Source organism: Dactylosporangium maewongense (assembly GCF_039531485.1).
Lineage (GTDB): Bacteria > Actinomycetota > Actinomycetes > Mycobacteriales > Micromonosporaceae > Dactylosporangium > Dactylosporangium maewongense.
This window is the reverse complement of record NZ_BAAAQD010000007.1, coordinates 68935-95569: the sequence shown is the minus strand read 5'-3', so window position 1 is coordinate 95569 and position 26635 is coordinate 68935. Positions and strand designations below refer to the sequence as shown.

Genomic DNA, 26635 nt, shown 5'->3' with positions numbered 1-26635 from the left:
GGACAGGGGCTAGGCTCTGCCGGTGCCTCGTCTGGACCCCTCCGACGTCGCGGCGTGCCTGCGTGTGCTCGCCGCGCTCAACGGCGCGGACGACGACGACCCGTCGGCACAGGCGGTCCGTGAGGCGGTCGTCAGCTCGTACAAGAGCCGCAAAAAACACCAGAAGAGCGCGCGCAAGACGGAAAGCGCAGCCCACGACCTGCGGGTGCTGACCAGGGCCACGGAGCAGGACGAGGAACTGCTGCGGGCCCGGCGGTGCTACGTGTGCAAGCGGCACTACCGCACGGTCAACCGGGCGTACCCGCTGATGTGCCGGCCCTGCTCGACCGGCAACACGGCCCGCCGCACGGCCCGCTGCGACCTGCGCGGCCGGCGCGCGATCGTCACCGGCGGGCGGATCAAGATCGGCTACCAGACGGCGCTGAAGCTGCTGCGCGACGGCGCCGACGTCATCGTCACCACGCGCTTCCCGCACGACGCCGCCCGCCGGTTCGCCGCGGAGAGCGACTTCGCCGACTGGCGCGGCCGGCTGCGGGTGCACGGCGTCGACTTCCTCGACCTGCCCGCCGTCGTGGGCCTCGTCGACGCGGTCACCGAGCAGTGGGGCCACCTCGACATCCTCGTCAACAACGCGGCCCAGACCATCTCCCGGCCGGCCGAGTACTACCGTGCCCTGCGGGCCGCGGAGACGGCGGCGCTCGGACCGGGCACCCCGGAGCGGGTCCCCGCTATCAGGTCCACAGTGGACTTCTTTCCACCCGGTATGGTGGATGAGACCGGTGAGCAGCTCGACCTGCGCCCCGTCAACAGCTGGGTGCTGCACCTGCACGAGGTCACCCCGCGGGAGTGGATGGAGGTGCAGGTCGTCAACGCGTTCGTGCCGTTCCTGCTCACCGCCCGGCTGCGCCCGCTGATGCTCGCCTCGCCGCACCCCGACCGGTACGTCGTGAACGTCTCGGCGATGGAGGGCAGCTTCAGCCGCCGCAACAAGACCAGCCGGCACCCGCACACCAACATGGCCAAGGCCGGCCTCAACATGCTGACCCGCACGATCGCCGAGGACTACGCCCGCGACGGCATCCACGTCACCAGCGTCGACACCGGCTGGGTCACCGACGAGCGGCCGCAGGGCACCAAGGAGGCCTTCCACGAGGCCGGCTTCCGGGTGCCGCTGGACGTCGTCGACGGCGCCGCCAGGGTGTACGACCCGATCGTCCGCGGCGTGCACGGTGACCGGATCTCCGGCGTCTTCCTCAAGGACTACCAGGTGGTGCAGTGGTAGACACCCCAGAGATCGCGTGCCCGGTGCTGACGGTGCCGGCGGTGCCGCAGGCCGACCTCGCCGACCTGTCTCCCCTCCTCCAAAGGCTGCGCGACCCCGAGCCGGTCCGGGAGACCGAGCGCTTCCCGCTCGGCACGCTGCAGCCCGACGGCCGGGTCGACCTGTGCAAGCAGGGGCTCGGCGCGGCCGGCGTCACCCAGGTCCTCGACCGGGTCGTCGGCTCCCCGCACGCCGTGCACCTGCTGCTGGGCACCAACGGGCTCGGCGCACCGGGGACCGCCGCCCTCGCCGAGGGCCTGCCGGAAGGGCACCGGGTCGAGACGCTGTACCTCGGCTGCAACGCGATCGACGCGGCCGGCGCCGCACCGTTGTTCGAGCGGCTCGCCGCCGACGACCGGGTGCGGGCGCTGTGGCTCAAGCGCAACCCGCTCGGCGACGAGGGGGTCGCCGCGCTCGCGGAGACGCTGCGCCGCAACACGACCATCGACACCGTCGACCTCGTCAACACCGGCCTGACGACCGCGGGCCTGGCGGTGCTCGTCGACGCGCTCGCCGCCCGGCCCGCCCCGGTGACCCGGGTGTTCCTCGGCGGCAACGGCCTCGGCCCGCCGGCGGGTCCGCTCCTGCGGCGGCTGCTGCGCGACGCCGGGGTCCGCGGCCTGTTCCTGGCCGCGAACCGGCTGGGCGACGACGGCGTCCTGCCGGTCGTCGAGGCGATGCACGGCGGCGACATGACGCTGGGCCTGGGCGGCAACGGGCTCACCACGGGCACCGTCGCCGCGCTCGCGCCGCGGCTGCACCTGCTGGACAGCCTGGACCTGAGCCGGCCCCAGTCGCTGCGGGTGCTCGGCGCCACCGACAACCAGGTCGGCGACGACGGTGCCGCGCTCCTCGCCGCCGCGCTGCCCGGCACCCGGCTGCGCCGCCTCGACCTGCGCCACACCGGCGTCGGCGGCCGCGGCGCGAAGGCGCTCCTCGCGGCGCTCCCCCAGACCGCCCTGACCCGCCTCGCGCTCGGCCCGGACGTCCCGCGCCGCGTGAAGCGGGCCATCAGCGCGCTGCTCCCGGCCGCCGACAGCCAGCCGGGCAGCGAGATCGTGAGCGTGTACCGGTGACGACCCTGACCCGAGCGGGCGCCGGCAACTGGCGGCGGATCCGGCGCTGGGCGACGCCCCCGTCGATGATCCGGGCGGCGACCCAGGCCCGGCTCGCCGGTGACTGGCGGGCCGCGTGCGCCGCCGCCAACGTCGACGTCGAGCTCGACGAGGGCCAGGCGAAGCTGTTCGAGGACGACCTCGCCCACTTCGCCCCGGACCTGCTGCGCTGGCACCTGCCGCGCAAACCGGCCCGCGGCGACACCCACCTGGACGCCCGGCAGGTCGTGCACCTGGCCGGCGACGGGCCGGCGCTGTACGTCGGCGGCACCCGCCTCGGGTTCGGCTCGCAGCGGCTGCGGCTGTTCGCCACCGACGAGCCGCTCGACAGCGACGACTGGGACGACTGGGAGTGGGACGACGGCCCGCGGCCGTTCCACGCGCTGCACGACTACCGGACCCGCCGGCACCTCTGGGACGCCCGCGAGTCCGGCCGGCTCCTCGAGGGCTGCGGCTGGACGCACCTGCCGTTCCACGACCCGGCCGGCCGCCCGCTGCCGGAGGCGGCGTGGGGTGCCACGGAGCGGGTCCTGGCGCTGCACGACGCCGGGCGGTTCCGGGAGGCGTGGCAGGCCGCCGGTGCCGACGTGCCCGAGCTGCCGGACGACGGCAGCCACTGGAACACGCGAATCCTGCGGCGGCTGTGGCGCGGGTTCCTCGGCGAGCACCTCGCCGTCCTCGACGCCGCCCGCGCCCGCGGCACCGACGCCGTCGGGATCGTCTTCGGCTGGAACTACGTGCTGAAGCTGACCGGCTTCACCGACCAGCGGCTCACCGGCGAGTGGGTGGGCACCGGCTACCGGGACCGCGACGCCGACTGGCACCTGGACACCCGACCGTACGAGCGGCCCATCGACGCCGAGCTCGTCCGCACCGGCACGATCCCCGCGTCGTGGCTGCACCCGCTCGTGCACGCAGCGTTCTTCCCCGAGGCCGTGGCCCCTTCGCCGCGGGTGGGCGCGACGGCGGTGCCCGAGGCGCGGCTGCGCTGCCGTGACGGCGCGTGGCATCACGTACGGATGGCCGGCGGCCGCTTCGAGATCCCCCACTCCGACGAGGAGCGCCGCCGCGAGCAGGCCCTCCTCGCGCTCGGCGGCGAGGTGCACGGCTGCATCGCCGCCGAACGGAACTGGCGCGAACCCCACGCGAAGCTCCCCCGCGCCCTGCACGAGCTGCGCCGCGACCTCATGCTGCGGGCCCAGCAGGGCGACCTGCCCGGCGTCGTGGAGCTGCTCGACGCGGGCGTCGACCCGCACGCCCGCGACCCGCACGGCCGGACGCTGCTGCACCACATCAGCGGCCTGATGGCGGCGCCGGACGACCTGACCCTGTTCGACCGGCTGATCGGCCTCGGGCTCGACGTCCACGCCCGCGACCGGCGGGGCATGACGCCGCTGCAGACCGCCGTGTACGACACCGGATCCGCCGAGCTCGTCCGCGCCCTGCTCGCCGCCGGGGCCGACCCGGACGGCGAGGACGACAACGGCGTCTCCGTCGCCGACACCCTGGACCGGTTCGGCCGCCCCGAACTGAAAACCCTGCTGCAGTCGGGGTGAGGACGCTGCGCACGGCGCGGCGGTTCGCGGTGCCCCGCTGGATGATCGAGCGGGCGACTCGGTGCCGGCTCGCCGGGGACTGGCGCGGCGCGTGCGACGCGGCCGGCGTCGACGCCGGCCTCGACCTGGCCCGGATCGGGCGCGACCACGGCGCCGCGGTCGCCGCCGCGGTCGAGGACGACCTGCTGCACCTCGCGCCGGACCTGCTGCGCTGGCACCTGTTCCAGGCGCCGGCGCCTGGAATGGGGGCCAGCCCGGTGACCCTCGCGGTGCACGGGCGGCACGCGCTGCGGGTCCGGTGGCGGCACCCCGGCACCCCCAGCCAGCGGCTCGAGCTCGAGTTCGCCGGCCTGGACGGCGACCAGCGGTTCGCGTTCGACGGGGCCCGCGAGCGGTGGGACAGCCGGCGCACCGGTGAGCTCCTCGACCGGTGCGGCGGCTACGACGGGCACCTGCCGTTCCTCACCGCGTCCGGCGACCGGCTGCCGGAGGCGGCGTGGGGCGGCCCGGAGCGGATCATCGCCCTGCAGGACGCCGGCGACTGGGCCGCCGCCTGGACGCTCGCCGGGTTCGACGTCGGGCCGCTGCTCGCGACGACCGGCAAGGGGTACTGGGTCGGCAGGGCGCTGCGCGACCGCCGGCACGACCTCACCGGGCTGCGGACCGCCGTCGCCGCCGTCTTCGCCGGGGGACGGCCCCGGGCCGGCGTCCCGCTCGGGCTCTCCCCGGACACCTCGCTGACCGTCGACGCCGACCTGCGGGTCTGGTACGGCACCTCGTCGCCCCTGCCACCGATGGTGCCGGTCGTGCGCGCGGAACGGGCGGTGGACTTCGACCTCGTACGCCACGGGATCCTGCCGCTGGAACACCTCCACCCGCTCGTCGGCGACGCACTCTTCCCCGGCCTCGCCGGGCTCTTCGACGGGCCGCCCGAGACGGTCCCCGACATGGCGCCGGTCCGGGTGCGGTGCCAGGGCGAGTGGCACATCCTCGGCGGGCACGAGCACACCCCCGACGAGACCCGGCGGGAGCTGGCGCTGCGGGCGCTCGGCGGGGCGCCGCTGCGCGGGTGCTTCGCCGCCCGGGCCGGCTGGCGCGACCCCGACGCGTGGACGCCGAAGGCGCTGCGCCTGCGCCGCCGCGACATCGTGCTGCACGCCGTCAACGGCGACGGGCCGGCGATCGCCGCGTGGCTCGACGCCGGGCTCGACCCGCACCTGCGCGACCACCACGGCCGCACGCTGCTGCACCTGCTCGCGTGGCTGCCGGACCCCGCACCGGTCGTCGCACGGCTGCGGCACGCGGGCCTCGACCCGCACGCCCGCGACAAGACCGGCCTCACCCCGCTCCGGCACGCCCTCGACCTCGGCGGCACACCCGCGGCGATCCGGGCCCTGGAGGAGCTGGGCTGCACATGACGCAGGCCCTGGTGGGGGCGGTGTCCGATGTGGCGGCGTGAGCTGGCGGTCGCGCGGTGGACGCGGCGGGTCGGGGTGCCCGCGTGGATGATCGAGGCGGTGGCCGAGCGCCGGGACGCCGGCGACTGGCGGGGTGCGTGCGCGGCGGCCCGGGTCGACATCGACCTCGACCTGGCGGGGATCGGGCGCGGCGACGGCCGGGACGTCGCGGCGCGGGTCGAGGACGACCTGCGGCACGTCGTGCCGGACCTGCTGCGCTGGCACCTCGACCCGGCGCGCCCCGACACCGTCCTGAACGGTTACGGCGCCCGCGCGCTGATCGTGTCGCGGCGCGAGCCCGAGCGGCTGTCGCTGCGCTACGGCGCGGTCCCGGCCGGCTCGTCGCGCAGTTCGCTGATGTACAGCCGGGCGCTGTGGGACGGCCGGTGCACCGGCACCCTCGGCGGCGGCAGGCCGGTGCCGTTCCTCGACGGCGCGGGGAACCGGCTGCCGGCGGAGCGCTGGGGGCTCGCCGAGCACGTCATCACGCTGCAGGACGCCGGGGACTGGATCGGGGCGTGGCGGCTCGCCGGCTTCGACCTCCAGCCGCTCCTGCAGCGCCGGGCCGACCTGCGCGCGTCGGTCCGCACGCCGTCGCGGGGGCCGGCCCGCAGGACGTGGCGGCTCGACCTGACCGGCCTGCCCGCCGCGATCCGGTCGGCCGGGGCTTCGGAGGCGCTCATCGACCACGTCGACGGGGCGTACACCACCTGGATCCGCGACACGACGGTCGGCGGCTCGGCCGAGGCGGCAGGGCTGCGGCTGCCGGCGCCGCTCGTCGAACGCCCCGTCGACGCCGACCTCGTCCGCCTCGGGATGCTGCCGGCGAGCGCGCTGCACCCGCTGGTCGGCGCGGCCCTCTTCCCCGGGCTGCGGTGCATGCCGCCGTCGCCGGTGCCGGACACGGGCCCCGTCCGGGTCCGCCGCGACGGCGCCTGGCGGCTCACCGACCCCGCGGACGCGGGCTGGCACGACCCCCTGGCGGCGCTGCCGAAGCAGCTCCGGTTGCGTCATGCGGCGTTGGTACGACTGGCGCGTCACGGCGACGCACCGGCTCTGTCGGCGTGGCTGGCGGCGGGCGGCGACCCGTACTTCCGCGACGGCAACCGGCGGACGATGCTGCACCTGCTCGCGTGGGTGCCGGACGCCGAGACGCTGCTCCTCGACCTCCTCGCCGCCGGGCTCGACCTGGAGGCCCGGGACGCGGCCGGCATGACGCCGCTGCTGTTCGCGGTCGGGCACGGCGGGCCCGCCGGGACGGTCCGGGCGCTGGTGACGATGGGCGCCGACGTGAACGCCGTCACGTTCGCCGGTCTCGGGTGGGCCGATCTGGCGCGGGCCTCGGGGCGGCTCGACGAGCTGTCGTTCCTGGGGTGATTGGGTCGCGCGGTTCCTGGGTTTTTGGTCGTGCGTTCCTGAGGTAACTGGGTCGTGCGTTCATGGGGTAACTGGGTCGTGCGTTCATGGGGTAAATGGGTCGCGGAATTGTCGTACCCGGCGGATACCGTGTCGCGCATGACCGCAGAACCAACGGCGCTGACCCTGCTCGCCGCCGCCGATGAGCTGCTCGCCGCGACGCGCTCGACCCGCGTGGAGCGGCGCGACAACACCCAGCTCGAGGCCCTGGCGCTGGCCGTCTCCGCCAACCTTCCGGTCCTGCTCTGGGGCGAGCCCGGCATCGGCAAGTCCTCGGCGCTGCAGCAGCTCGCCGACCGGCTCGACGTGCCGATGGAGACGGTCATCGCCAGCATCCACGAGCCGTCCGACTTCGCGGGCCTGCCCGTCGTCGGCGACGACCCCGCCACGCAGGGCGTGCCGATGGCCCCGCCCGACTGGGCCGTCCGGCTCGCCAAGCGCGGCTATGGTCTGGTCTTCTTCGACGAGCTGTCCTCCGCCCCGCCCGCCGTGCAGGCCGCGCTGCTGCGCGTCGTCCTGGAGCGGCGCGTCGGCAGCCTCGAGCTCCCGCCCGCGGTCCGCGTCGTCGCCGCCGCCAACCCACCGTCGAGCGCCGCCGACGGCTGGCACCTCAGCCCACCCCTGGCCAACCGGTTCGTCCACCTGCACTGGACCCACGACCCCGCGGTCGTCGCCCGCGGCCTCGCCGGCACCTGGCCCACCGCCGACATCCCCCGCGTCGACCCGCGCAAGGGCGCGTCGGCGCTCGCCAGGGCCCGCGGCACGCTGTCCGGGTTCCTCACCGCCCGCCCCGGCCTCGCCCACCACCTGCCCGCCGACGCCGAGGCCCGCGGCGGCGCCTGGCCGTCCCCGCGCACCTGGGAGATGGCGCTGCGCCTGCTCACGTTCGGCATGGCCAGCGACGCCACCCGCGCCGCCCTGTCCACCGCCCTCGTCGGCGCCATCGGCGACGGCGCCGGCCTCGAGCTGGTCAACTACCTCGACGAGCTCGACCTCCCCGACCCCAACCGCGTCCTCGCCAACCCCGACGCCTTCCAGCTCCCCGCCCGCGGCGACCGCCAGCTCGCCTTCCTCACCGCCGTCGTCTCCGCCGTCCAGAGCAACACCACCCGCGAGCGCTGGGAAGCCGGCTGGACCGTCCTGAGCAAGGCCGTCGAGGCCGGCGTCCCAGACGTCGCCGCCCGCGCCGCCGCCGACCTCGCCGCCATGCGCAAACCCGCCTGGCCCGTGCCCGCCACGATCGACGCCTTCATCGACATCCTGAGCCTCTCCGGCGCCCTCCGATGACCACCCCACCCCCAGAGGGCGCGGTGGACCCACCACTCCCATCGGGCGCGGCCGGTCCCCCACCTCCGGCGGATGCGGTCGGTCCTCCATGCACCGCGGTGGTCGAGCCGGGGCATCCTGACGCGGCGCTGCCGGCATCCAGCTCCCCTACACATGCGCAACCTGTGCCACCCGCACCCGTCCAGACGCACCTGCCTGCGGCGACACAGCCACCACCGTCCGTACACGCGACACCGCAAGCGACGCCGTCCGCCACCACGACACCGCAGGCAACGCCGTCCGCACCCGCGACACCGCCGGCGGCACCATCCGTTCCTGCTGGGCCGTCGGTCGGGGCGGCGCAGGCGTTGGATCGGACGAAGCTGCTCGCGGCGCGGTACAAGGCGGCGATGCTGCGGCCGTATCTGGCGACGGCGTTGTACGCGTTGTCGGTCGTGCCGAGCCGGCACCTGGCGACCATGGGGGTCGACCGGCGGTGGCGGTTGTACGTGTCGCCGGAGTTCGTGGACGGGCACGGTGTCGAGGAGCTCTCCGGGGTGTGGGTGCACGAGGTGGCGCACCTGCTGCGGGACCATCACGGGCGGGCGGACCGGCTGCCTGCGGGCGACCGTGGCGACCACCTGCGGGTCAACCTCGCGCAGGACTGCGAGATCAACGACGACCTGGTCGCGGACAAGCTGGTGCTGCCGGCGTCGCGGGTGGAGCCGGCGACGTTCGGGCTGCCGGAGGGGCGGCTGTTCGAGGAGTACCTGGCCGGGATACCGCACACGCACTCGCACGACGTGCAGTGCGGGTCGGGCGCGCACGGCATCCCGGTCGCGGGTGAGGTCGGTGACGCCGCGGGACCCGGCGTGCGGGACGTGGAGGCGGTGGCGATCCGCCGGCAGACCGCCGACGCGATCCGGGCGCACGTGCGGTCGCGTGGCACCGTGCCCGGGGGCTGGCAGCGGTGGGCGGACGAGATCGCCGAGCCGGTCGTCGACTGGCGGCGGCTGCTGACCGGGGCGCTGCGGCAGGCGGTGGCGTGGGCGAGCGGCGCCGTCGACTACACGTACGCGCGGCCGGGGCGGCGGACCGGGGCGATGCGCGGGGTGGTGCTGCCGAGCCTGCGCCGGCCGCTGCCGCGGGTCGCGGTGGTCGTCGACACGTCGGGCTCGATGGGCACCGACGACCTGGCGGCGGCGCTGAGCGAGGTGACGGGCGTGCTGCGGACCGTCGGCATCCGCGGCAACCGGGTCACCGTCGTCGCCTGCGACGCCGACGTGCACGCGGTGACGCGGGTGGTGAAGACGGAGCAGGTCGAGCTCGGCGGTGGTGGCGGCACCGACATGCGGGTCGGGATCGCGGCGGCGCTGCGGTCGCCGGACAAGCCGCAGATCGTGGTCGTCCTCACCGACGGCGGCACGCCGTGGCCCGACGAGCCGACGGGGTGCCGGCTCATCGCCGGGCTGATCGGGCCGAACCCCCCGCTGCCGCCGTCGTGGGTGGAGTCGGTGCACATCACACCGACCAATGGCGGCTGATCCAGGTGGACGCGACAACTTTCGGAGACTGTCCCGCCACGGTCCGGCTGCCTACCGTGAGGTGTATGGCTGAACACGAGCTGGGGCTGTCCCGCACCGACAAATGGCTGATCGGCGCCGGGTTTCCGCTGGCCGGGGTCGCGGTCGGCTGGGCGCTGCCGCTGCTGGCGCGCTGGCTGCTGACCCTGCCGTGGGTGCCGTTCGGGGGGCCGATCCGGCTCGTGGCGGCGCTCGACCACGGGGTCGGACAGGTCGCGATGATGGCCGCCGGGCTCCTGCTCGGGGTGGTGTTCGTGGTCGTCGCGGTGCACGAGACGCTGCGGGTGACGGTCGCCGACAGCGAGCTACGGCTGCGGCTCGGCGACGCCGCCTGGGTCGTGCGCCGGGAGGACGTGTCGGCGGTGTTCGTCGACGGGCGGCTGCTCGTCGTGCTGGACCGGGACTCGCGGCAGGTGGTGCGGGAGCGGCTGGAGCGGGCCGGTGACCGGCAGGTGGCGGAGGCGTTCCAGGCACACGGCTACCCCTGGCAGAAGCAGGACCCGTTCGGGGAGCTGTTCCGGCGCTGGGTGCCGGACCTGCCGGACCTGCCGGGCGCGGTCAACGCGGTCCTCGCCGCACGGGCGGTGGCGCTGACCAGCAAGAGCACCACCGACGCCGCCGAGCTGCGCGACGAGGTCCAGAAGCTGGGGTACACGGTCCGCGACGACGGCACAACGCAGCACTGGCGTCCCCTGGTGCGCTCGTGAAGGCGCGCAACCTCGTCGTCGACGCGACCGTCTTCGTCATCTCGGCACTGACGATGGTGGTCGCCGCGGCGTCCGGCCTGGACAGCGGCGCCCTCAGCGACGAGCGGTGGCTGCTGTCGACGGCCGTGACCGTGCCGGCGTTGGTGCTGATCTGGTGGCGGCGGCGGTGGCCCGTGCAGGTGGCGCTCCTGCTGCTCGTCCCGGCGGCGCTCACCGACTTCGTCGGCGGGGCGGCGATGATCGCGGTGTTCACGGTCGCGGTGCACCGGCCGTTCCGGGTGGCGCTCGGGGTCGCCGTCGCGCACCTGCTGGTGCCGGTCCCGCTGATGATCCGCTATCCGGACCCTGACCTGCAGGTCGTGGGCAACGCCACGGCCGTGGCGCTGATCACGGGCATCGTCCTGGCGTGGGGGTCGACGGTGCGGGCCCGGCGGGAGCTGATCGCGTCGCTGCGGGACCGGGCCGTGCGCGCCGAGGCGGAGGCCGAGCAGCGCGCCGACCTGCTGCGCGGGCTGGAGCGGGAGCGGATCGCCCGCGAGATGCACGACGTGCTCGCCCACCGGATCTCGCTGATCAGCCTGCACGCCGGCGCCCTGGAGATCCGCCGCGACCTGTCGCAGGAGCAGGTCGCCGAGGCGGGCGGCACCATCAGGGCGAGCGCGCGCCAGGCGATGGAGGAGCTCCGGGAGATCCTCGGCGTGCTGCGCAGCAGCGACGACGACGAGCTGCGTCCGCGCCAGGACCTCGCCGACCTGGACGAGCTGATCGAGGAGGTCCGCAGGGCCGGCACCCCCGTCGACCTCGACAACCGGCTCACCGCCGGCGGTGACGCGGGGCCGGAGACGCTGCCCTCGGCGGTGAACAGGACCGCGTTCCGCCTCGTGCAGGAGGGCCTGACCAACGCCCGCAAGCACGCGCCCGGCGCCGCCGTCGCGGTCCGGCTCGACCGCACGAGCCAGGGTGAGCTGCACGTGTGGCTGCGCAACCCGCTGCCGGCCGTCCCTGTGCGGCCCGCGCTGCCGGGGTCGCGGTCGGGACTCGTCGGCCTGGCCGAGCGCGTCACCCTGGCCGGCGGCCGCCTCGAACACGGCCCCCGCCGCACGACCCCGCCCCCACGGCACGCCACGGCGCCACAGCCCGGCGCGGCCCAGCAGCCCGGCAAGGCCCAACAGTCCAGCGCGGCTCAGAAGCTCGGCAAAGCGCAACAGTCCAGCTCGGCACAGCAGCCCGGCGAGGCACAACAGCCCAGCGCGGCGCAACAACCCGGCGAGTCACAACAGCCCAGCGCGGCGCAACAGGCCAGCGCGGCACAGCAGGCCGGCGGAGTCCGGCAGGCAGGCTCTGATCCGCGGGCCGGTGGCGGGCACTGGCACGGCGGGTCGGGGGACGGTGGCGGGCACGGGCACGGCGGGTCGGGGGACGGTGGCGAGGTCGGGTTTCACCTGGAGGCGTGGCTGCCGTGGCGGGGATGATCCGGGTCGTGGTCGTCGACGACGACGCGCTGGTCCGGGCCGGGCTGGCGATGGTCCTCGGCGGGGATCCTGAGCTGGAGCTCGTCGGGGAGGCGGGCGACGGCGTGGCGGCCGTCCAGGTGGTCCGGGCCAGCCACCCCGACGTGATCCTCATGGACATCCGGATGCCGCGGATGGACGGGCTCGCCGCGCTCGAGGCGCTGCGAGCCGGCGGGGTGCCGGGGGCGGTGGTGGTGCTGACGACGTTCGACACGGATGAGCACGTGCTGCGGGCGCTGCGGCTCGGGGCGCACGGGTTCCTGCTCAAGGACACGCCGCCGCTGGCGATCCTGGACGCGGTGCGGCGGGTCGCGGCCGGCGAGCAGATGCTGTCACCGTCCGTGGTACGGCGGCTCGTCGACCACGTGGTCCGCGACGACACCGCCGAGCGGCGCGCGGTCGCTGAACGGGCCCTGGACGCGTTGACCCCGGCGGAGCGCAAGGTCGCCGACGCCGTCGCCGAGGGCCGCTCCAACGCCGAGATCAGTGCGGCGCTGCTGATGAGCGTGGCCACCGTGAAGACGTACGTGTCGCGCATCCTCGGCAAGCTCGGCTGCACCAACCGCGTCCAGATCGCCATCATGGTCCACGAGACACGCACGACCCGCGGCAGCTGACCACCCGCGCCCGCGACCGCACGGCCGGCGACCGCCCGGGTCGCGACCGTCCGGGCGGCGGGCACGCCGGGCGTCGGCGGTCCGTCGCGGAAGGCCGCGTGAGGATCAGCGGTGGTAGCGGTCGGCGATGAAGCCCGGAGTGGGTGGTTCCGCAGGCGCGCCCGTGGCGGGCAGGCCGTGGGCGGTGTTGGCGCCGAAGCCGCGGCGCAGGGTGCGGACCTGCTCCTCCATGGCGGGGACGCTGGTGCGCGCCTGGCGTTCGATGACGCGTTCGGACAGGCGGCTGTTGAGGAAGGTGCGCAGCCAGTACACGACGGCGACGCTGCGCGGGACGAAGACCTTGCGGCGGCGGTGTTCGAGGGCGGAGACGAACGCCTCGGCGCAGCGCTCCACCGACGTGGTCGAGCCCAGTGGCGGCGGCAGCTTGCGCAGCGTCTCGCGGAAGGTTGGCATGTCGTCCTGGGCGTCGCGGACGAGGTCGGTGTCGATCCACGACGGGTGGGCGGTGCCGACGCGGACGCCGTGGTGGGCGACCTCCAGGCGCAGGGCGTTGCCGAAGTGCTCGACGCCGGCCTTCGACGCGCAGTACGGCGCCATCCCCGGCAGCGCGGCGAACGACGCCGCCGACGCGACGATGAGCAGATAGCCGCGGGACTCGATGAGGTGTGGCATGACGGCGGCGGCGGTGCGCATGACGCCGACGAGATTGACCTCGACGGTCCGTACCAACGCCTCGATGTCACCGGTGGCGACGGTGCCGCGGCTGGCGACGCCCGCGTTGGCCAGGACGGCGTCGATGCGGCCGTGGGCGGAGACGGCGCCCTCGACAGCGGCTGCGAGACTGGTCTGGTCGGTGACGTCGCAGGGGAACCAGGCCGCGTCGAGGTCGGCCGCGACGGCGGCGAGGCGGTCGGGTTCGAGGCCGGCGAGGACGACCTTCGCGCCGCGGGCGGCCGCGATGCGGGCGGTGTGCTCCCCGATCCCCCTGGCGGCACCGGTGATGAGCACCACCTGGCCGGACAAGCTGTGCTGCACCGTGGGCCTCCCGTCGGCGGTACCGTCCAGTACCAGGCAAACTAACACCCACGGACATTCTGGCGAAAGGCCGAGGCAGGCGCATGACGAGCACGAGAACCGCCGAGGAGGTCCGCGAGGCGCTGACCGGCGGGCTGGCGGCGGCGATCGCGGACAAGGGCTACGCGGCGACGACGATCGCCGACGTGGTCATGCACGCGCGGGTGTCGAAGCGGACGTTCTATGAGCACTTCACCGACAAGGAGTCGTGCCTCATGGCGCTGTACGAGCAGGGCTGCGTGCACCTGCTCGCCGTCGTGCGCAGCGCCGCTGGTGGTGGCGGCGGCAGCTGGAAGGCCATGGTCAACCACGGGGTGACCGCATACCTGAACGCGTTGGAGAGCATGCCGGCGGTCACCCGCACGCTGCTCGTGGAGATCCAGGCGGCCGGCCCGAAGGCGTACCGGCTGCGGCAGCAGATGCAGCGCCGGTTCGCCGATACTCTGGTAGAGGTGGTCGATGCGGCGCGGGCCGCCGACCCGGCCATCCCCGAGCTGTCCCAGCTGCTCGCGATCGCGCTGGTGGGAGGGGTGCACGAGATGATGCTGCAGGTCTCCGACCCGTACACCGGCGCTGGGCCGTCGTTCACGTCCCTGGCGCCGGCCGTTGACGAGTTGGTCTACGCGATCCTCACGAATCCCTGGTCCGCCGGGATGGAATGATCGAGCGCACCCACGAGTTGCGTTTCTTGCAATCGTTGTTCAAGGAGGCTGCGTTCCGGTGCTCAACCCCAGCGAGCTCTACACGCTCACCGAGGACCCGCCGGCCGTCGACCGGCCGGTGCTCGTGCACGCGCTGACGGGCTTCGTCGACGCCGGCAACGCGAGCCGCCTCGCCCGCGAGCATCTGCTGACGATCGGCTCGCCGCGCACCGTGGCGACGTTCGACCTCGACCAGCTCTACGACTACCGCAGCCGGCGCCCGGCGATGCTGTTCGTCGAGGACCACTGGGAGCACTACGAGCAGCCGCGCCTGCTCCTGCGCGTCCTGCGCGACGCGACCGGCACCGAGTTCCTGCTGCTCGACGGCCCCGAGCCGGACCTGCAGTGGGAGCGGTTCACGGCGGCGGTCATCGAGCTGATCGAGCGCTTCGACGTGCGGGCGACGGTCGGCCTCACCGCGATCCCGATGGCCGTGCCGCACACCCGCCCCACCGGCGTGACCGCCCACGGCACGAGCCGGGACCTGATCGCCGGGTTCGAGCCGTGGCTGCAGCGCGTCCAGGTGCCCGGCAGCGTCGGCAACCTCCTCGAGTTCCGCATCGGCCAGCAGGACCGCGACGCCTTCGGCTTCGCCGTACACGTGCCGCACTATGTGGCGCAGGCGGAGTTCCCTTCGGCGGCGGAGAAGCTGCTCTCCTGCGTCTCCGAGGCGACTGGCCTGCAGCTGCCCACCGAGGAGCTGCACGCCGCCGCCGAGTCGGTCCGCGCCGAGATCGACGTGCAGATCGCCCAGGCCGACGAGGCCGCGTCGCTGGTGCGGGCGCTGGAGGAGCAGTACGACGCCTACACCCGCGGCCGCCAGGGCAACAACCTCCTGGCCGACTCCCCCGCCCCACTCCCGACCGCGGACGAGATCGGCGCGGAGCTGGAGCGTTTCCTCGCCGAACAGACCCGCAACGACGAGAACCCGTAGCCCCTCCGTCACGGTTCGCAACGCCCTCCCCCGCCGTTCCGCCCCTGGTGGAAGCCCGGAAACTACGGTCCGTCACGACCCCGGAGATCGATTTGTTGGGCGGGGTTAGGGTTGCTTTGCAGCGGTCACCCCGGCACCCAGCGGTCGAGCCGTGCCCGCCAGGGTCAGAAGCCATGCCCACCAGCGGCGAGAAGGTCCAGCCGCCGGCCGCCAGCGATCAGGCCCGGACGAACCCGCCCGCAGTCACGCGCGGACAAACCCGGCGGCATCGGCGATGAGGTAGCCGCTGGTCTGCTGCCCTGGCAGGAACGAATTCTGCCTGGCGCGGATCAGGCAGGCGTGGGCCACACGAGTCCGGGAGGCCAGGCAGGTGCGCATCAGGTAGGTGCGGATCAAGTGGGGTCCGGGACGAGCGGGTGCAGGACGAGCTCGCCTGCGAAGGCGGGCCCACCAGCCGGCCAGAAGTCCAGCCGCCGGCCACCGCGGGTCGGGCACAACGAATCCGCCGGGTGGTCAGGCACCGACAAATCCGGCGGCGGCCATGACGTGCCTGTTGGGTCTGCCCCGGTGCGGATCAGGCGACGACGCGGCCGTTGAATTGCCCGGCGCGGATCAAGCGGCTGAATCGCCCAGCGCGGGACGAGGTCGGCAGCGGAGGGGTGTAGCGTCCCATGATCAGTGACACATTCTCGGCATCGATGGCATCTGAGTGGCACACACGCAATTGACGTGAGATCAGGCGGCCCGTCGTCGGGTCCTGCCTCAGCGGACTGGCGGCGTATCATGATCTTCGGATGCCGCTGCTGGCTCTCGACTCGCATTGTGCTACCGGAGCGTGGTCCCTCGTCGGGGTGAATTACACGTCGGCAGTCTTGGCTTGTGCCGTTGGATCAGACACCTTGACTCACCACCGGTGAGACGGATCGTTGGAGGCGTCTGGCTTCGTGTCTGATCGTCGTACCTCGTGGACGTTGCCGCGATCGCCGCCATGATCCCGCCGCCCTGGGATGGCGGGCGATCAGACGGCTGCTGCGCCCGTTGGACGACGCAAGCGCCGCACTCGACGGCCCACCCACCCCGCACCGCCTGCGGGCGAACAACGACGCCGTTGCGGTGCTGCTGCTGCGATGCGCCGGGTCCGGCCGATCCTTCTGGCACTGGACCGAACAGGAGTGGACCGCCATCCTCGGCGAGGAGCAGCAGGGCTTCCGCGCCGCCGCCCCCGACCGGGCCGACGACGCCGTGCGGCCCCCATTTGGCTTCACCGCGTTCCTGCCCGGCGGCTTCACCGCGTTCCACCGGCTCGGCAGCTTCAGCCGGCTTGTCCTGGCCTGGCGCGCCTTCGGCCGCGACCGCGTGGACAGCGAGATCCGCCGGATCCGAGCTGTACTCGCCGAGAGGGGCTACCGTCCCGGGCGTGACGAGGACAAGCTGCTGCCGATGGTGACCTGTCAAGTGTTCCTGCTCAACCGCAGCACGCACATCGATGCGTTGAGCACCGGCCTGTGCGGCCGCATCCGGTGCGAGCAGCTACCCGTAGCTCACCGTGAATGCGACGGTAGCCCCTTCCGCTGTTCTCTTGCGCGAGTCGCAGCACCAGCGCGCGGATCGACTGGACCGTGGGTGGCCGCCCGGCACGTTTGGGGCGAGAGACGCGGGCGTGCCGTCGGGCGACCAGGTCACGGTGCCAGCGCAGCATGGTCTCAGGGCGTACGAGCAGCCGGACCCGGGGCAGCACCTCGCGGGGGAGTCGGCGCAGCAGCGCGACGAGGAAGGCTCAATCAGCAGGCTCGAACCGCACCTTCGCGCCATGCAGCTGCCGTTCGAGGACCATGATCTGGTGCCGCAAGGCGAGGATCTCGGCGTCTTGGCCCGGTCGCTCATGGGCAGCAGCAGCCGCAGCATCGCCAGCGCGTTCGTCACACCCAGGTACGCCAGTCGCAGCAGCACGGTGAGACATCATCACCCAGTTATCGGCAGCGGTCCGAAGCGCGAGAGAACGTCGACAGATACACGATCCTTCGGTGGCATCGAGCTGGGCCGCGACCAGGACGGACGACAAATTCGGCACCCGCAGGGTCCACCGGTGGTCGACGGTGTCGTAGGGCAGCGCCCGCCGCGGGCTTGGGCTGGTTGTAGCAACATCCGTTTCTGGCCTTCGTCATGATCGACAGGACGGCAGTTGCACTGGGACCGGACAGACTCAGATGTCCACGACGAGACCGCGGATGGCCGCCGACATCTCGGCCAAGCCGTCGGTGTAGTCCTGACCGATCAGTTCCCGTGGCTCACCTGGCAGTTCGGTCGCGTCCAGCACGGGATGAGCAAGTCCGGTGTCAAAGGGCTCCAGCAAATCACTGGCGCCGTCCACGATGCTCGCCGCCAAGGCTTCCAGGGCCGGGCTGGGCGCCTGGGGCGATTCACCGACAGTGTCGCGGTAGAATTGCTGCACGTCGGCGAGCGAGACGCTGTTCCAGTCCAAGCCCAGTTCGTCGCGAAGCACGGCCCATGCCTGGTTAACTTCCGAGACCAGCGACGCCAGAGCATCCTGATGGGCGGCGACGATTTCCGCATTTTGCCTTACCGCTTCGGCCTGAGAGGCTGCGGCGTCGGGGTCGCCTGCTGCTGCAGCGCCGTCGTAGCGCTCGAGTGACCACAGGAGTGCGTACAGCCCATCGCAGACCAGTAGTTGCTGAGCGTTGAAACGGTAGAACAGACGCTCGCGGCTGTCCTCGCCGGGTAGTTGACCTTCATCCACGTGCGCACCGCTTATCCAGACCTCAGTGAAGTCGTCGCGCGGCGGGTCGTTCGCGATCGCCTGTCGATAGTTTGCGCACAACCAGAACAACCCGGAGCCGATACCGAGCACTATTCCATGTGCTGGTGAGACGAAGCTCACGACGCCGCCAGCGACCGCGAGACCCGCCGCTAGGTTGTTGTCCGTCAGCGCCGCTTGCGTCGCTTGCTGCTTGACGGCTTGCTTCTGTTCAGCGTTGACTTCCGGCACTTAGCGTCGCCTCCGCGGGATTCCGGTCTTTGATGGCGCCAGAAGTTCTTCCCCGGGGCAACCAAATCATTTTCCCCACCCCGGGTGAGCTGATGTTACGTCGCGCGATTGTGACGAATCTTCAGCACTATGTGGCACGCGGGCACGACCTCGATCCACGGGCACCGGAGTGGCTTGAGCAGTAGGCGCGCTTGCCGCGACTGCGGCCGTCGGCGGTGAACGTGGTCCAGCAGATCGGGCAGGTGCGGGGTTCAGGTGGTCGGGCCGGCCACCGCCTTCCGCCGGCTCGCGCCGTGGGGGTCTGGCGGGCCCACAGTCGGCAGGACGGACCATCGACGCCGACCGGTGCAGCAGCCGGTCGAACGCCACCGAGACCCGTCCTGGCACCGGCTACGCGACCACCTGCAACGCCCGCACCTGGCCACATTCGCCGGCAGCGCCGGCACCTACCGCCAGGCCAGCGAGCCGACCAGACCCCAACGCGACATCCACACCGCGCGCCGATCACACCAGACAGCGAGAGGCGAACCACGCCGCCACACCGTTCGAGTCACAAACCAGAGACCACCAGATTGATCAACTTAGGCTAAGTGGCATTGCCCTCCGTCGCCAAACGGCGCGCGCTCTAACTTAATACTTCGTACGTAATGATGTAGTCGGAGTCGTCGCCTGTCAGGGAAACAGATCGCTCGCCCGTGCCAGCCTGACTTCTGTTCACCCAGAAGGTTCCGATATGATCGTTGTCGGAGCCGCTGTCGAACTCCCAGACGTCAACACGACCCCTAACGTTGAAGTCGAGCTCAGCCTCCATCTGGTGAGTCTGGCCTGCATCCACCAAAGTAGTTCCCCATACCCTTATCCCCTGGAAGTTGATGAATATGTCATCAGCGCCCATGCCGTCGGAGGTTTCATTGCAGATTAATGAGTGAATGACTAGCTTTGTCATTTCTTCACACCCTTCTCTAGTTGTGCTGATATTACGATCAATCACATTGTGGGCATTCTCTAAACGCAGACAAGCCAGAGTGGGTAGAAAATCTCAACCTCTAGACGCACTCGTATGACCCAGTGCTTGCGTTGAATTGACATGCCCCATTGGGGCAGCAAATTACGTCCTCACAGCAGGATTTCCCTGGGGGGCATGAGACATTGTTTTCGCAGCACTCACCCGGAGGGCAACACCCCGTATAGCTCGAACAGCTCCAGCCTGGTGGGCAACACTTGACGACTCCGGCGTCAGGTCCGCCCTCAGGGCCGGGGCATGCAACCTGACCGGCCGGGCAGCAGCCCGTGGGCGTGAGCCGATTCGGCGGGCAGCAGCCCTGGGGCGTGCATTTCTCTTCCGGCTCGCACCGCCGGTTGTTGCAGACGAGATCCGGCTTGGTGCACCCGTCCAGGGTGCAGACGTAGCCAGCGGTGCAGCACCTGCCGTCGCAGATCGGATTGCCGGGTGGGCAGAAGCCGTCCTGGGTGCATTCCTGCTGGCCGGGCACGTAGCAACCGTACTTGAAGCAGCATTTCTGGCCGGGCGGACAGCACTGCAGTTTGTAGCCGTCGCGGGTGGCGTTGAGGACCGCGCAGCACTCGTTGTCCTCGGGGCAGCAGTGCGGTTTGAACCCGGTCCTGAAGCACAGCTTGGTCCCGGGCTCACACGGCCACGGGCCCTGGTGGCAGCTGGTCTGGCACTGCGGCTTGCACTCGGCGCGCAGCAGTTGCGTCGGCAAGCCCGAGTCCGCGCTGGCGGCGACGCAGTCGGCGATGCAGTCCTCGACACAGTCCCCCGCCGGCTGCACACCCGCCTCCGGCAGGAGCCAAGTGGCCTGTGAACGGTACTGGTGACGCGTCCTGTACAGCGAGTACTCTGCGGTAAGCCCAGGTCCTGACATCGCCACTCGCTCCTTCGGCCGAGATTATCGATCGTAGTAAGGCGACAGTTTGGTCACGAGGAACGGGAACTCCTCTGTGACGTCGACACGGACGAAGAACTTCTCGGTGACGTCGGTCTGCCGGCTGGTGTAGGAGAAATTGACATCCAGAATGCGGCGCACTCCACTCAGGCGTGAAGGGCGCGTCTCGATGGCGGTCAGTGAGGAGCCGGTGGCGAACGCCTCGGCGCTCTTGGCATAGATCGCCGGATAACGCACTGCCAGATAGTTGAGCGCGCGGTGCTCGTCAGTGGCGCCAGCGTTGTCGGTGAGCTGGGTCAGCCGCTGCAGCATCTCCTCCGATGCAGACACGAAGGGCTGTTCCTCGATGTGTGCCGGCTTGGGCAGGGCGCGGACCAGGGAGTCGGTGGTGAACGCGTAGATCTGGTCGAAGGCGACCATCGGCAGCATCAGCCCGTTGCACAGCTCCGGCGGCGCCACTGGCCCTCGGAGGCCGATCACGACGTGCAGGTCCGACGGCTTCGGCGGCGAGCCGAGGATCTCGATGAGCAATTCGAAGTCCGCGGGGTCCCGGGGCTGCAGGATGTACGTCTCCAGCCCTTGGACGCTGAGCACGTAACATAGCTGGCGGCTCAGGTAGCGGTTCTGCGGATCGGATAGCACGGTGCCGAGTGCCTGCCGGTCTGTCAGACTCGCCGTTTCGGCACGCCCAGTAGCCTGTGCAAGCTCCTTCTCGATGGCGAGGCTTGGGAAACGCGCCTCGATGCGGCCCAGCGCATACACGTACGGCGGGGTGATACCGCCACGGCTGCCCGGGCGCTCGTACGCGGCCTCGTCCCTGGTGCACGAGGCGCAGGAGTGACCTGCCGGCTGCCGGGACGGCGGTTCGGCGGCCATGCTGCGCTGATCCACCGGCAGCGTCGGCAACGCGCGACCGAGGGACGCGGGCAGGGATTCAGCTGACTCCTGCGACTCCTGCGGGATTACGCCTTGCTCCATCTGGTCGATGCCCCTTGTCCGATCGGACGCTTCCATACTCACTCCTGGTCCCGAAGACCGTCATTGACCATTGACAGGGCCGGTCGGCGACTCAGCGCCCCCGGCCACCCCTGCCGGTGAAGGCCAGCCACCTGTTGAGGGCGGCGGCCCGCCTCTCGCATCCGGCGCATGGCTTCACACCGAATAGGCTCGTCACCCGTTTCACCACGTCGCCCAGTCCGACGTCCTCGTCGTTGACGAACCCCGGCATGCGTAGCCGCGGGCCCGTCCGCTCCGGGTTGTCCGGAGTCCGAGTCGCCGGTTTGTCGTCGGCCATGGAGCGTCCTCCCTATCGCATACTCCGCAGCAGTTCGGCCGCCGACCACGCGTTGAAGAGCGGCGGAACGACGGACGTCCGCCTAGCCATCGATCTGGTCACGGCGAACAGCAGTTCGGCCGCGCCGGCTCCGGGGAACAGCGACAGCAGTAGGCCCACGCCTCCGGTCACGAATGCCGCCGCTGCGCTCGTGCCACCGAACGCGCGTCTGCCGCCGTCCGCGGACAGCCCGGTCACGCCCTCGCCCGGGGCCCCCGCGCCACGACGGCCGGTCGAGTGCGCGAAGTTCGAGCCCGGCAGTGGGCGCCCATGGAGGTCGTAGGCGACGACAGGGATCACCGCGTGATGGCGGGTGATCACGGAGCTACCGATCGTCGCCTGGTTCCCGGTGGCCGCCACGACGATCGCCCCACGCTGGAACGCGTAGTCCAGTGCATCCGGCAGCTGGTTGTCACCGGCCTGCGCGGCAGGCGGCATCAGGCAGAGGCTCAGATTGATCACACGCACGCCGGCGTCGACCATCTCGACGATCGCCGACGCCAGCTCGGCCGGTGGCACGGCTCCGGCGCCGCGCACCGCCGTGAAGATCGCACGGACGAGGAGAGTGGCGTCGGGGCAGATACCAGGGTCGGCAGTATCGCGGCCCGCCACCAGGATCCCGGCGATGGCGGTCGCGTGATCGTATGCCGCGCCATGCCCCGTACCGGACGGAGCCGACAACTGGCGGATCGTGGCGGAGGCGAGGTCGGGATGGTCAGTCCTGACGGGCCCGTCGATAATCCCGAGGACGGTCTCCGGATGACCAGTGGTCGACGCCATGAGGCGTGTCAGCGACACCAACCGCAACGCGGGAAGATTGGCGCCCCTCGCTGGCCGTGCCCCAGCGACCAGCGCCGGTTGGTGACCGTCCATTGATCGAGCCCTTCCCGCCATTCGCCATGTGACCAATACACCCTTCCCGATGCTGGCTGTCGGTTGAAAGTCCTCTACCCGGTGAAGCTCGCCCTTAACTCGCGCGGCAGGCCGGCCGGGTCCGGATCGGAGTGCAGTACGACGGCGAACAGCACGCCGGCCTGCTCGACGCGGGTGATGTGCCGCCATCCATCGGGGTGTCCGCCGGGGCGTACCGCACCTGCAGGCATGGCGGTCGACGGTCGGCGAGGACGGCCGCGGCGGTGGCAACCGTGCTGGGCCTCAAGCGCATCGTGGTAGGGCTTCGAACCGGCCAGCTTCCGGGAGCTTGTCGCAGATCCACCCTCATGGGGGAGCGGAATCTTGACCTCGTCCGGCGGCTGAAAGCGAACCCATCGGTTGCGTCAACCTTGCCACAGACTGTGGAGCTAATAGCCTGCTCGGCGATTCCGCCTACACTGCACCCGCGTTCGGTCAGCTGTTACCCCCGAGCATCACTATCTATTGGTAGTTGCGGTCCGGTTCCTCCGCGAAATCCGGCAGGGGTCAGGCGCGGACGAATCTGGCGGCGTCGGCGATGACGTAGCCGTTGGTTTGTTCGGTGCGGATCAGGACCGAGCCGGCGCTGCCGGCGGTGAACTGGAAGGTTCCTAGGGGCACCCACTGGCTGCCGGAGGTGCGCTGGTCGACGGTGTGGGTGGTGACGCCGCCGGTGTGGACGACGTCGACCGGGACGTTGCTGGCCCGGTTCGCGTGGGCCGTCCAGCGCAGCTGGACCGTCCAGGCGCCCGCCGACGGCAGTGACGGGGTGAAGCGGAGGCGGTTCACGCCCTTCGCGGTGTTGTTGTCGTGCTCGTAGTCGCTGCCGTAGTAGCCGGCGATCGAGGTGCTCGGGAGCCAGGTGCCGGCGCGGGTCACGCCGGTGCCGTGGGAGTCGATGATGACCTCCGAGCCCGCGGAGATGTCGATGCGCTGGCTCAGGTCGCGGAGCAGGGACTGCAGCGTGGAGATGTTCACCTGCTGGACGGGCACGCCGGTCGTCAGGGCGAGCCGGGCCGCCACCGCAGCCGACTGGCCGAGGACCATGAAGACGGGTTCCATGCGGATCGAGCCGTACGCGATGTGGCTCGCCGACAGGCAGACCGGGACCAGCAGGTTCGCGCACTGCGCCTCCACCGGGACGATCGAGCGGAAGCTCACCTGGTACGGGCCGGGCACCCCCACCTGCACGTCGCCCTCGTTCTTCGCGACGCCGGAGACCACGAGCCGCTGGCAGTTGTGCGAGTCCATCGTGTAGCTGGCGAGGCCCACCGAGTCGGGGACGGTCGCGGCGCCCCGGCAGTTGTGCTCGGTCATGACGTACGAGGAGACCATCCGGCGGGCCTCCCGCACGTACAGCATGGGCGGCCAGAAACCGGTCGCGCCGAACTCGTCCGGTGCGGGGCCCCAGGCCGCCGTGGCGGAGCGGATCGTCGCCGGGACGCGGGGGTCGTTGGCCAGGAACCACATCAGGCCCTGCTGGTAGGTGCGGTGGTCGGCGACGATGGCGTCCCGGACGGCGAACGAGGCCGTCGGATAGCTCCACGAAGCACCGATGTGGTCGGTGGAGAAGGCGCCGTCGTTGTTCGAGTCGGTCTTGCCGCCGCCGACGTCGACCGTGTTGAAGAAGGGTCCCGCGTAGCCGGCCTCGATGTAGCGCAGCAGCAGCGCGTAGCGGCCCGCGTCGTAGCCCGCCGGGCGCTGCCACGGGAGCCGGTCCGCGGCCCTGGTCAGGCACATGCGGAAGTTGTACGCCTGGATCCGGCCGTCGGCGGTGCCGTTCGGGGCGAGTGCCCCGGCGGAGACGCCCGGGAGCAGCCCGCTGCCGGGGTTTCCCGGGGTCACGTACGGGTCGACCGGCTTGACGAACTGGTGCTTGTCGCGCAGCTGGACGCCGTTGATGCTCTCGCCGTAGGCGGCGTTGCCCTCGCGCCCGAGGGTCGTCGCCACGCCGGCCTTCGCCATCAGGTCGCCCTCGTAGCTGGCGTCGACGTACATGAGCCCGCGGTACACCTGACCGTCCTCGGTGGACAGTTCGACGATGCGGTTGCCGGCCTTCGTGACGGTGGCGAGCTTCCGGCCGAGCTGGACGGTGACGCCCGCCTCGGCGAGGAGGTCGGCGAAGACGGCGGCGGCGACGTGCGGCTCGAACTTGAACCGCGCCGGCGACGTCGGCGTGACCGGCGTGCCGGCGTACTTGGCGTGCACGCGGCGGTAGAACTCGTGCGACAGCCCGCCGATCGCGGCCGTGTTGCCGGTGTCGGTGGCGCCGAGGCCGGCGGTGGTCATCCCGCCGATGTGCGTGCCCGGGTCGATCACGACGGCGGTGCCGCCCGACCGGCGGAACTGGACGGCGGCCGCGAGTCCGCCGGGCGTCGCCCCGTAGACGACGAGGTCCGCGCTGACGACGGCCGCGGACGCGCGGACGCCGGGGCCGAGCACCACGGCACCGGTGCCGAGCGCGCCGGCGACGATGAGCTGGCGACGGGTCTGCGGCATGACAGGGCTCCTCCGGGCAACCACAAACGGAGGGGTCGCCGCACCCCTGAGATCGAAGGAAGTCTAGACGTTAGGCTGGCGGACGTGAAGTTGTTGCATTCGGGCAAGGTCCGCGACGTCTATCTCGACGGCGACGACCTGGTCCTGGTCGCGTCCGATCGCATCTCGATCTACGACGTGGTGCTGCCGACCCCGATCCCCGACAAGGGCGCGGTCCTCACCCGCCTGTCGCTGTGGTGGTTCGAGCAGCTCGCCGACATCGTGCCCAACCATGTGCTGTCCGCGACCGACGTGCCCGCCGAGTTCGCCGGGCGGGCCATCCGCTGCCGGCGCCTCGACATGGTGCAGGTCGAGTGCATCGCCCGGGGCTACCTGACCGGCCTCGGCCTCAAGGAGTACGTCCGCGACGGCGCCGTGAGCGGCGTCACGCTCCCGCCCGGCCTGGTCGAGGCCGACCGCCTGGAGCAGCCGATCTTCACGCCGACGACGAAGGAAGCCGTCGGGGTGCACGACGAGTTCATCACGTTCGACGACGTGGTCGAGCAGGTCGGCAAGGAGCAGGCGGAGGAGCTGCGCGACCTGACCCTGCGCGTCTACTCCCGCGGCCGCGACATCGCCGCCGAGCGCGGCATCATCGTCGCGGACACCAAGCTCGAGTTCGGCCGCACCGCCGACGGCACCCTGATGCTCGCCGACGAGGTCCTCACGCCCGACTCGTCGCGCTTCTGGCCGCTCGACGAGTGGGTGCCGGGCCGCACCCAGTTCTCCTTCGACAAGCAGTCGGTCCGCGACTGGTCCCGCGACGCCGGCTGGGACCAGACGGCGCCCGGTCCGGAGGTCCCCGCCGATGTCGTCGAGCGCACCCGTTCGCGGTATGTCGAGGTGTACGAGCGGCTGACCGGCCTCTCTTTCTGAACCTTCTGAACCTTCCGCAAGGCCACGGCTCGCGAACGGACCGTGGCCTTGCGGCGAGGACGGCAGGTCAGTCGTCCGTGCGGACGCCGCAGATCATCCAGTCGCCGTCCTCTTTGACGAGGGTCACGGAGATGTTCACCGACTGGGTGCGGTCCGATTCGGGGTCGTGCAGCGTCACCCGCGCGCGGACCTCGGCGGAGTTGCGGCCCTTGGTCTCGCTGAGGATCTTCCAGTCGATGGTGGTCTTGTCGTCGTCGTCATCGACGTAGTCGTTGCCCCGGACCGCCTTGGGTCGCTCGGAGGAGCACACCATGTCGACGACGGCGGCACGGTCGCGGTCGTTGACCGCGTCGAGGTAGCGCTCGGTCACGTCGGTCGGGGAGTCGACGAGGACCCGCTGGACGAAGAACCAGCCGCCGACGACCACGACGAGCAGCGCGAGGAACGCGCCGGCGATGAGCAGCACCCACTTGCCGGACCCGGACTGCTGACCACCGGCCCCAGCAGGCTGGAACTGCCCGGTAGGCGGCTGGAACTGCGCGGGCGGCTGGAACTGGCCGGTCGGGTCGTAGCCCTGGTACTGCGCGGGCGGCTCGTACGGACCAGGCGCCGGCTGGTACTGCGCGGGCGGCTGGTAGGGCTGCTGCGGCGACGGGTACTGCGGCGGTGACGGCGGCTGGTAGGGCTGCTGCGGATCTCCAGCTGGTGGATACGTCACCGGCACTTGCCTCCTAGAACCGTCAGACAAACCGTCACAACGCCCGTCGACACCATGGGACGGCCATCGTATCGAGGCCGTCCCAC

22 protein-coding genes are annotated in these 26635 nt (G+C 71.7%); 13 read left to right on the top strand and 9 right to left on the bottom strand.

The features are described 5' to 3' along the window. The first annotated feature begins 22 nt into the window (after window positions 1-22). The 10 genes from ABD332_RS19190 (at window position 23) to ABD332_RS19145 (ending at window position 12549) form a co-directional block, all read left to right on the top strand. A complete protein-coding gene (locus ABD332_RS19190) occupies window positions 23-1282 on the top strand; it encodes an SDR family NAD(P)-dependent oxidoreductase (protein ID WP_344503344.1) in 1260 nt (419 codons plus the stop codon). Next, entirely contained in the window at window positions 1276-2397 is a 1122-nt protein-coding gene (locus ABD332_RS19185; RefSeq protein WP_344503343.1) for a leucine-rich repeat domain-containing protein, read from the top strand. The genes ABD332_RS19190 and ABD332_RS19185 overlap by 7 nt, the downstream gene beginning before the upstream one ends. Next, entirely contained in the window at window positions 2394-3992 is a 1599-nt protein-coding gene (locus tag ABD332_RS19180; protein ID WP_344503342.1) for an ankyrin repeat domain-containing protein, read from the top strand. The genes ABD332_RS19185 and ABD332_RS19180 overlap by 4 nt, the downstream gene beginning before the upstream one ends. Next, the gene (locus ABD332_RS19175; protein ID WP_344503341.1) at window positions 3989-5410 is read left to right on the top strand and encodes an ankyrin repeat domain-containing protein; all 1422 of its coding nucleotides are present in this window, start codon (window positions 3989-3991) and stop codon (window positions 5408-5410) included. Before ABD332_RS19180 ends, ABD332_RS19175 begins: the two co-directional genes overlap by 4 nt. A gap of 27 nt (window positions 5411-5437) precedes the next feature. Beyond that, window positions 5438-6826 (top strand): ankyrin repeat domain-containing protein, encoded by a 1389-nt coding sequence (locus ABD332_RS19170; protein WP_344503340.1) that lies wholly within the window; start codon window positions 5438-5440, stop codon window positions 6824-6826. A gap of 138 nt (window positions 6827-6964) precedes the next feature. Beyond that, entirely contained in the window at window positions 6965-8152 is a 1188-nt protein-coding gene (locus tag ABD332_RS19165) for an AAA family ATPase (protein ID WP_344503339.1), read from the top strand. Window positions 8153-8499: 347 nt separating this feature from the next. After that, on the top strand, window positions 8500-9675 hold the full coding sequence (locus ABD332_RS19160) for a vWA domain-containing protein (protein ID WP_344503338.1): 1176 nt from the start codon (window positions 8500-8502) through the stop codon (window positions 9673-9675). 65 nt (window positions 9676-9740) lie between these two features. Further along, complete coding sequence (locus ABD332_RS19155) at window positions 9741-10421, top strand: YqeB family protein (protein ID WP_344503337.1); 681 nt, start codon at window positions 9741-9743, stop codon at window positions 10419-10421. Beyond that, window positions 10418-11893, top strand: coding sequence for a sensor histidine kinase (locus tag ABD332_RS19150; protein ID WP_344503335.1), 1476 nt, complete (start codon window positions 10418-10420; stop codon window positions 11891-11893). Before ABD332_RS19155 ends, ABD332_RS19150 begins: the two co-directional genes overlap by 4 nt. After that, window positions 11890-12549 (top strand): response regulator, encoded by a 660-nt coding sequence (locus tag ABD332_RS19145; RefSeq protein WP_344503334.1) that lies wholly within the window; start codon window positions 11890-11892, stop codon window positions 12547-12549. The genes ABD332_RS19150 and ABD332_RS19145 overlap by 4 nt, the downstream gene beginning before the upstream one ends. A 105-nt stretch (window positions 12550-12654) precedes the next feature. Here ABD332_RS19145 and ABD332_RS19140 read toward each other — a convergent pair whose 3' ends face one another. Beyond that, window positions 12655-13584: an SDR family oxidoreductase gene (locus tag ABD332_RS19140; RefSeq protein ID WP_344503333.1), complete on the bottom strand. Its 930-nt coding sequence runs from the start codon at window positions 13582-13584 to the stop codon at window positions 12655-12657. An 83-nt stretch (window positions 13585-13667) separates the two neighbouring features. On the opposite strand from ABD332_RS19140, the gene ABD332_RS19135 reads away from it, so the two are divergent. Beyond that, a complete protein-coding gene (locus ABD332_RS19135) occupies window positions 13668-14285 on the top strand; it encodes a TetR/AcrR family transcriptional regulator (protein WP_344503332.1) in 618 nt (205 codons plus the stop codon). Between the two features lie 58 nt (window positions 14286-14343). After that, entirely contained in the window at window positions 14344-15258 is a 915-nt protein-coding gene (locus ABD332_RS19130; protein WP_344503331.1) for a proteasome assembly chaperone family protein, read from the top strand. 243 nt (window positions 15259-15501) lie between these two features. On the opposite strand, the gene ABD332_RS19125 is transcribed toward ABD332_RS19130, so the two are convergent. The 7 genes from ABD332_RS19125 to ABD332_RS19095 all read right to left on the bottom strand — a co-directional run bounded on the left by ABD332_RS19125 (window position 15502) and on the right by ABD332_RS19095 (window position 24916). Further along, on the bottom strand, window positions 15502-15654 hold the full coding sequence (locus ABD332_RS19125) for a hypothetical protein (RefSeq protein WP_344503330.1): 153 nt from the start codon (window positions 15652-15654) through the stop codon (window positions 15502-15504). 1807 nt (window positions 15655-17461) lie between these two features. After that, window positions 17462-18265 (bottom strand): hypothetical protein, encoded by an 804-nt coding sequence (locus ABD332_RS19120; protein ID WP_344503329.1) that lies wholly within the window; start codon window positions 18263-18265, stop codon window positions 17462-17464. Window positions 18266-18890: 625 nt separating this feature from the next. Then, window positions 18891-19211, bottom strand: a complete 321-nt coding sequence (locus ABD332_RS19115; RefSeq protein WP_344503328.1) for a hypothetical protein — start codon at window positions 19209-19211, stop codon at window positions 18891-18893. A 964-nt stretch (window positions 19212-20175) separates the two neighbouring features. Beyond that, complete coding sequence (locus ABD332_RS19110; protein WP_344503327.1) at window positions 20176-21186, bottom strand: cyanobactin maturation protease PatG family protein; 1011 nt, start codon at window positions 21184-21186, stop codon at window positions 20176-20178. A 292-nt stretch (window positions 21187-21478) separates the two neighbouring features. Then, window positions 21479-22303 carry a S8 family peptidase gene (locus tag ABD332_RS19105; RefSeq protein ID WP_344503326.1) on the bottom strand — a complete coding sequence of 275 codons (825 nt, stop codon included), beginning with the start codon at window positions 22301-22303 and terminating at the stop codon, window positions 21479-21481. A 149-nt stretch (window positions 22304-22452) separates the two neighbouring features. Continuing rightward, a complete protein-coding gene (locus ABD332_RS19100) occupies window positions 22453-22608 on the bottom strand; it encodes a hypothetical protein (protein WP_344503325.1) in 156 nt (51 codons plus the stop codon). 316 nt (window positions 22609-22924) lie between these two features. Further along, window positions 22925-24916, bottom strand: coding sequence for an FAD-dependent oxidoreductase (locus ABD332_RS19095; RefSeq protein WP_344503324.1), 1992 nt, complete (start codon window positions 24914-24916; stop codon window positions 22925-22927). 75 nt (window positions 24917-24991) lie between these two features. Between ABD332_RS19095 and ABD332_RS19090 the strand changes: the two genes are divergently transcribed. Then, window positions 24992-25831 (top strand): phosphoribosylaminoimidazolesuccinocarboxamide synthase, encoded by an 840-nt coding sequence (locus ABD332_RS19090; protein ID WP_344503644.1) that lies wholly within the window; start codon window positions 24992-24994, stop codon window positions 25829-25831. 67 nt (window positions 25832-25898) lie between these two features. Here the strand turns inward: ABD332_RS19090 and ABD332_RS19085 are convergent, their stop codons facing one another. Next, window positions 25899-26549 carry an Rv0361 family membrane protein gene (locus ABD332_RS19085; protein WP_344503323.1) on the bottom strand — a complete coding sequence of 217 codons (651 nt, stop codon included), beginning with the start codon at window positions 26547-26549 and terminating at the stop codon, window positions 25899-25901. Window positions 26550-26635: the final 86 nt, after the last annotated feature.

What these genes read in the sequence shown, in the direction of transcription:
- ABD332_RS19170 (WP_344503340.1), top strand. Translation starts at nt 5,438, where the DNA reads ATGTGGCGGCGTGAGCTGGCGGTCGCGCGGTGGACGCGGCGGGTCGGG.
- ABD332_RS19165 (WP_344503339.1), top strand. Translation starts at nt 6,965, where the DNA reads ATGACCGCAGAACCAACGGCGCTGACCCTGCTCGCCGCCGCCGATGAG.
- ABD332_RS19155 (WP_344503337.1), top strand. Translation starts at nt 9,741, where the DNA reads ATGGCTGAACACGAGCTGGGGCTGTCCCGCACCGACAAATGGCTGATC.
- ABD332_RS19145 (WP_344503334.1), top strand. Translation starts at nt 11,890, where the DNA reads ATGATCCGGGTCGTGGTCGTCGACGACGACGCGCTGGTCCGGGCCGGG.
- ABD332_RS19135 (WP_344503332.1), top strand. Translation starts at nt 13,668, where the DNA reads ATGACGAGCACGAGAACCGCCGAGGAGGTCCGCGAGGCGCTGACCGGC.
- ABD332_RS19115 (WP_344503328.1), bottom strand. Translation starts at nt 19,211, where the DNA reads ATGACAAAGCTAGTCATTCACTCATTAATCTGCAATGAAACCTCCGAC.
- ABD332_RS19110 (WP_344503327.1), bottom strand. Translation starts at nt 21,186, where the DNA reads ATGGAAGCGTCCGATCGGACAAGGGGCATCGACCAGATGGAGCAAGGC.
- ABD332_RS19100 (WP_344503325.1), bottom strand. Translation starts at nt 22,608, where the DNA reads ATGCCTGCAGGTGCGGTACGCCCCGGCGGACACCCCGATGGATGGCGG.
- ABD332_RS19095 (WP_344503324.1), bottom strand. Translation starts at nt 24,916, where the DNA reads ATGCCGCAGACCCGTCGCCAGCTCATCGTCGCCGGCGCGCTCGGCACC.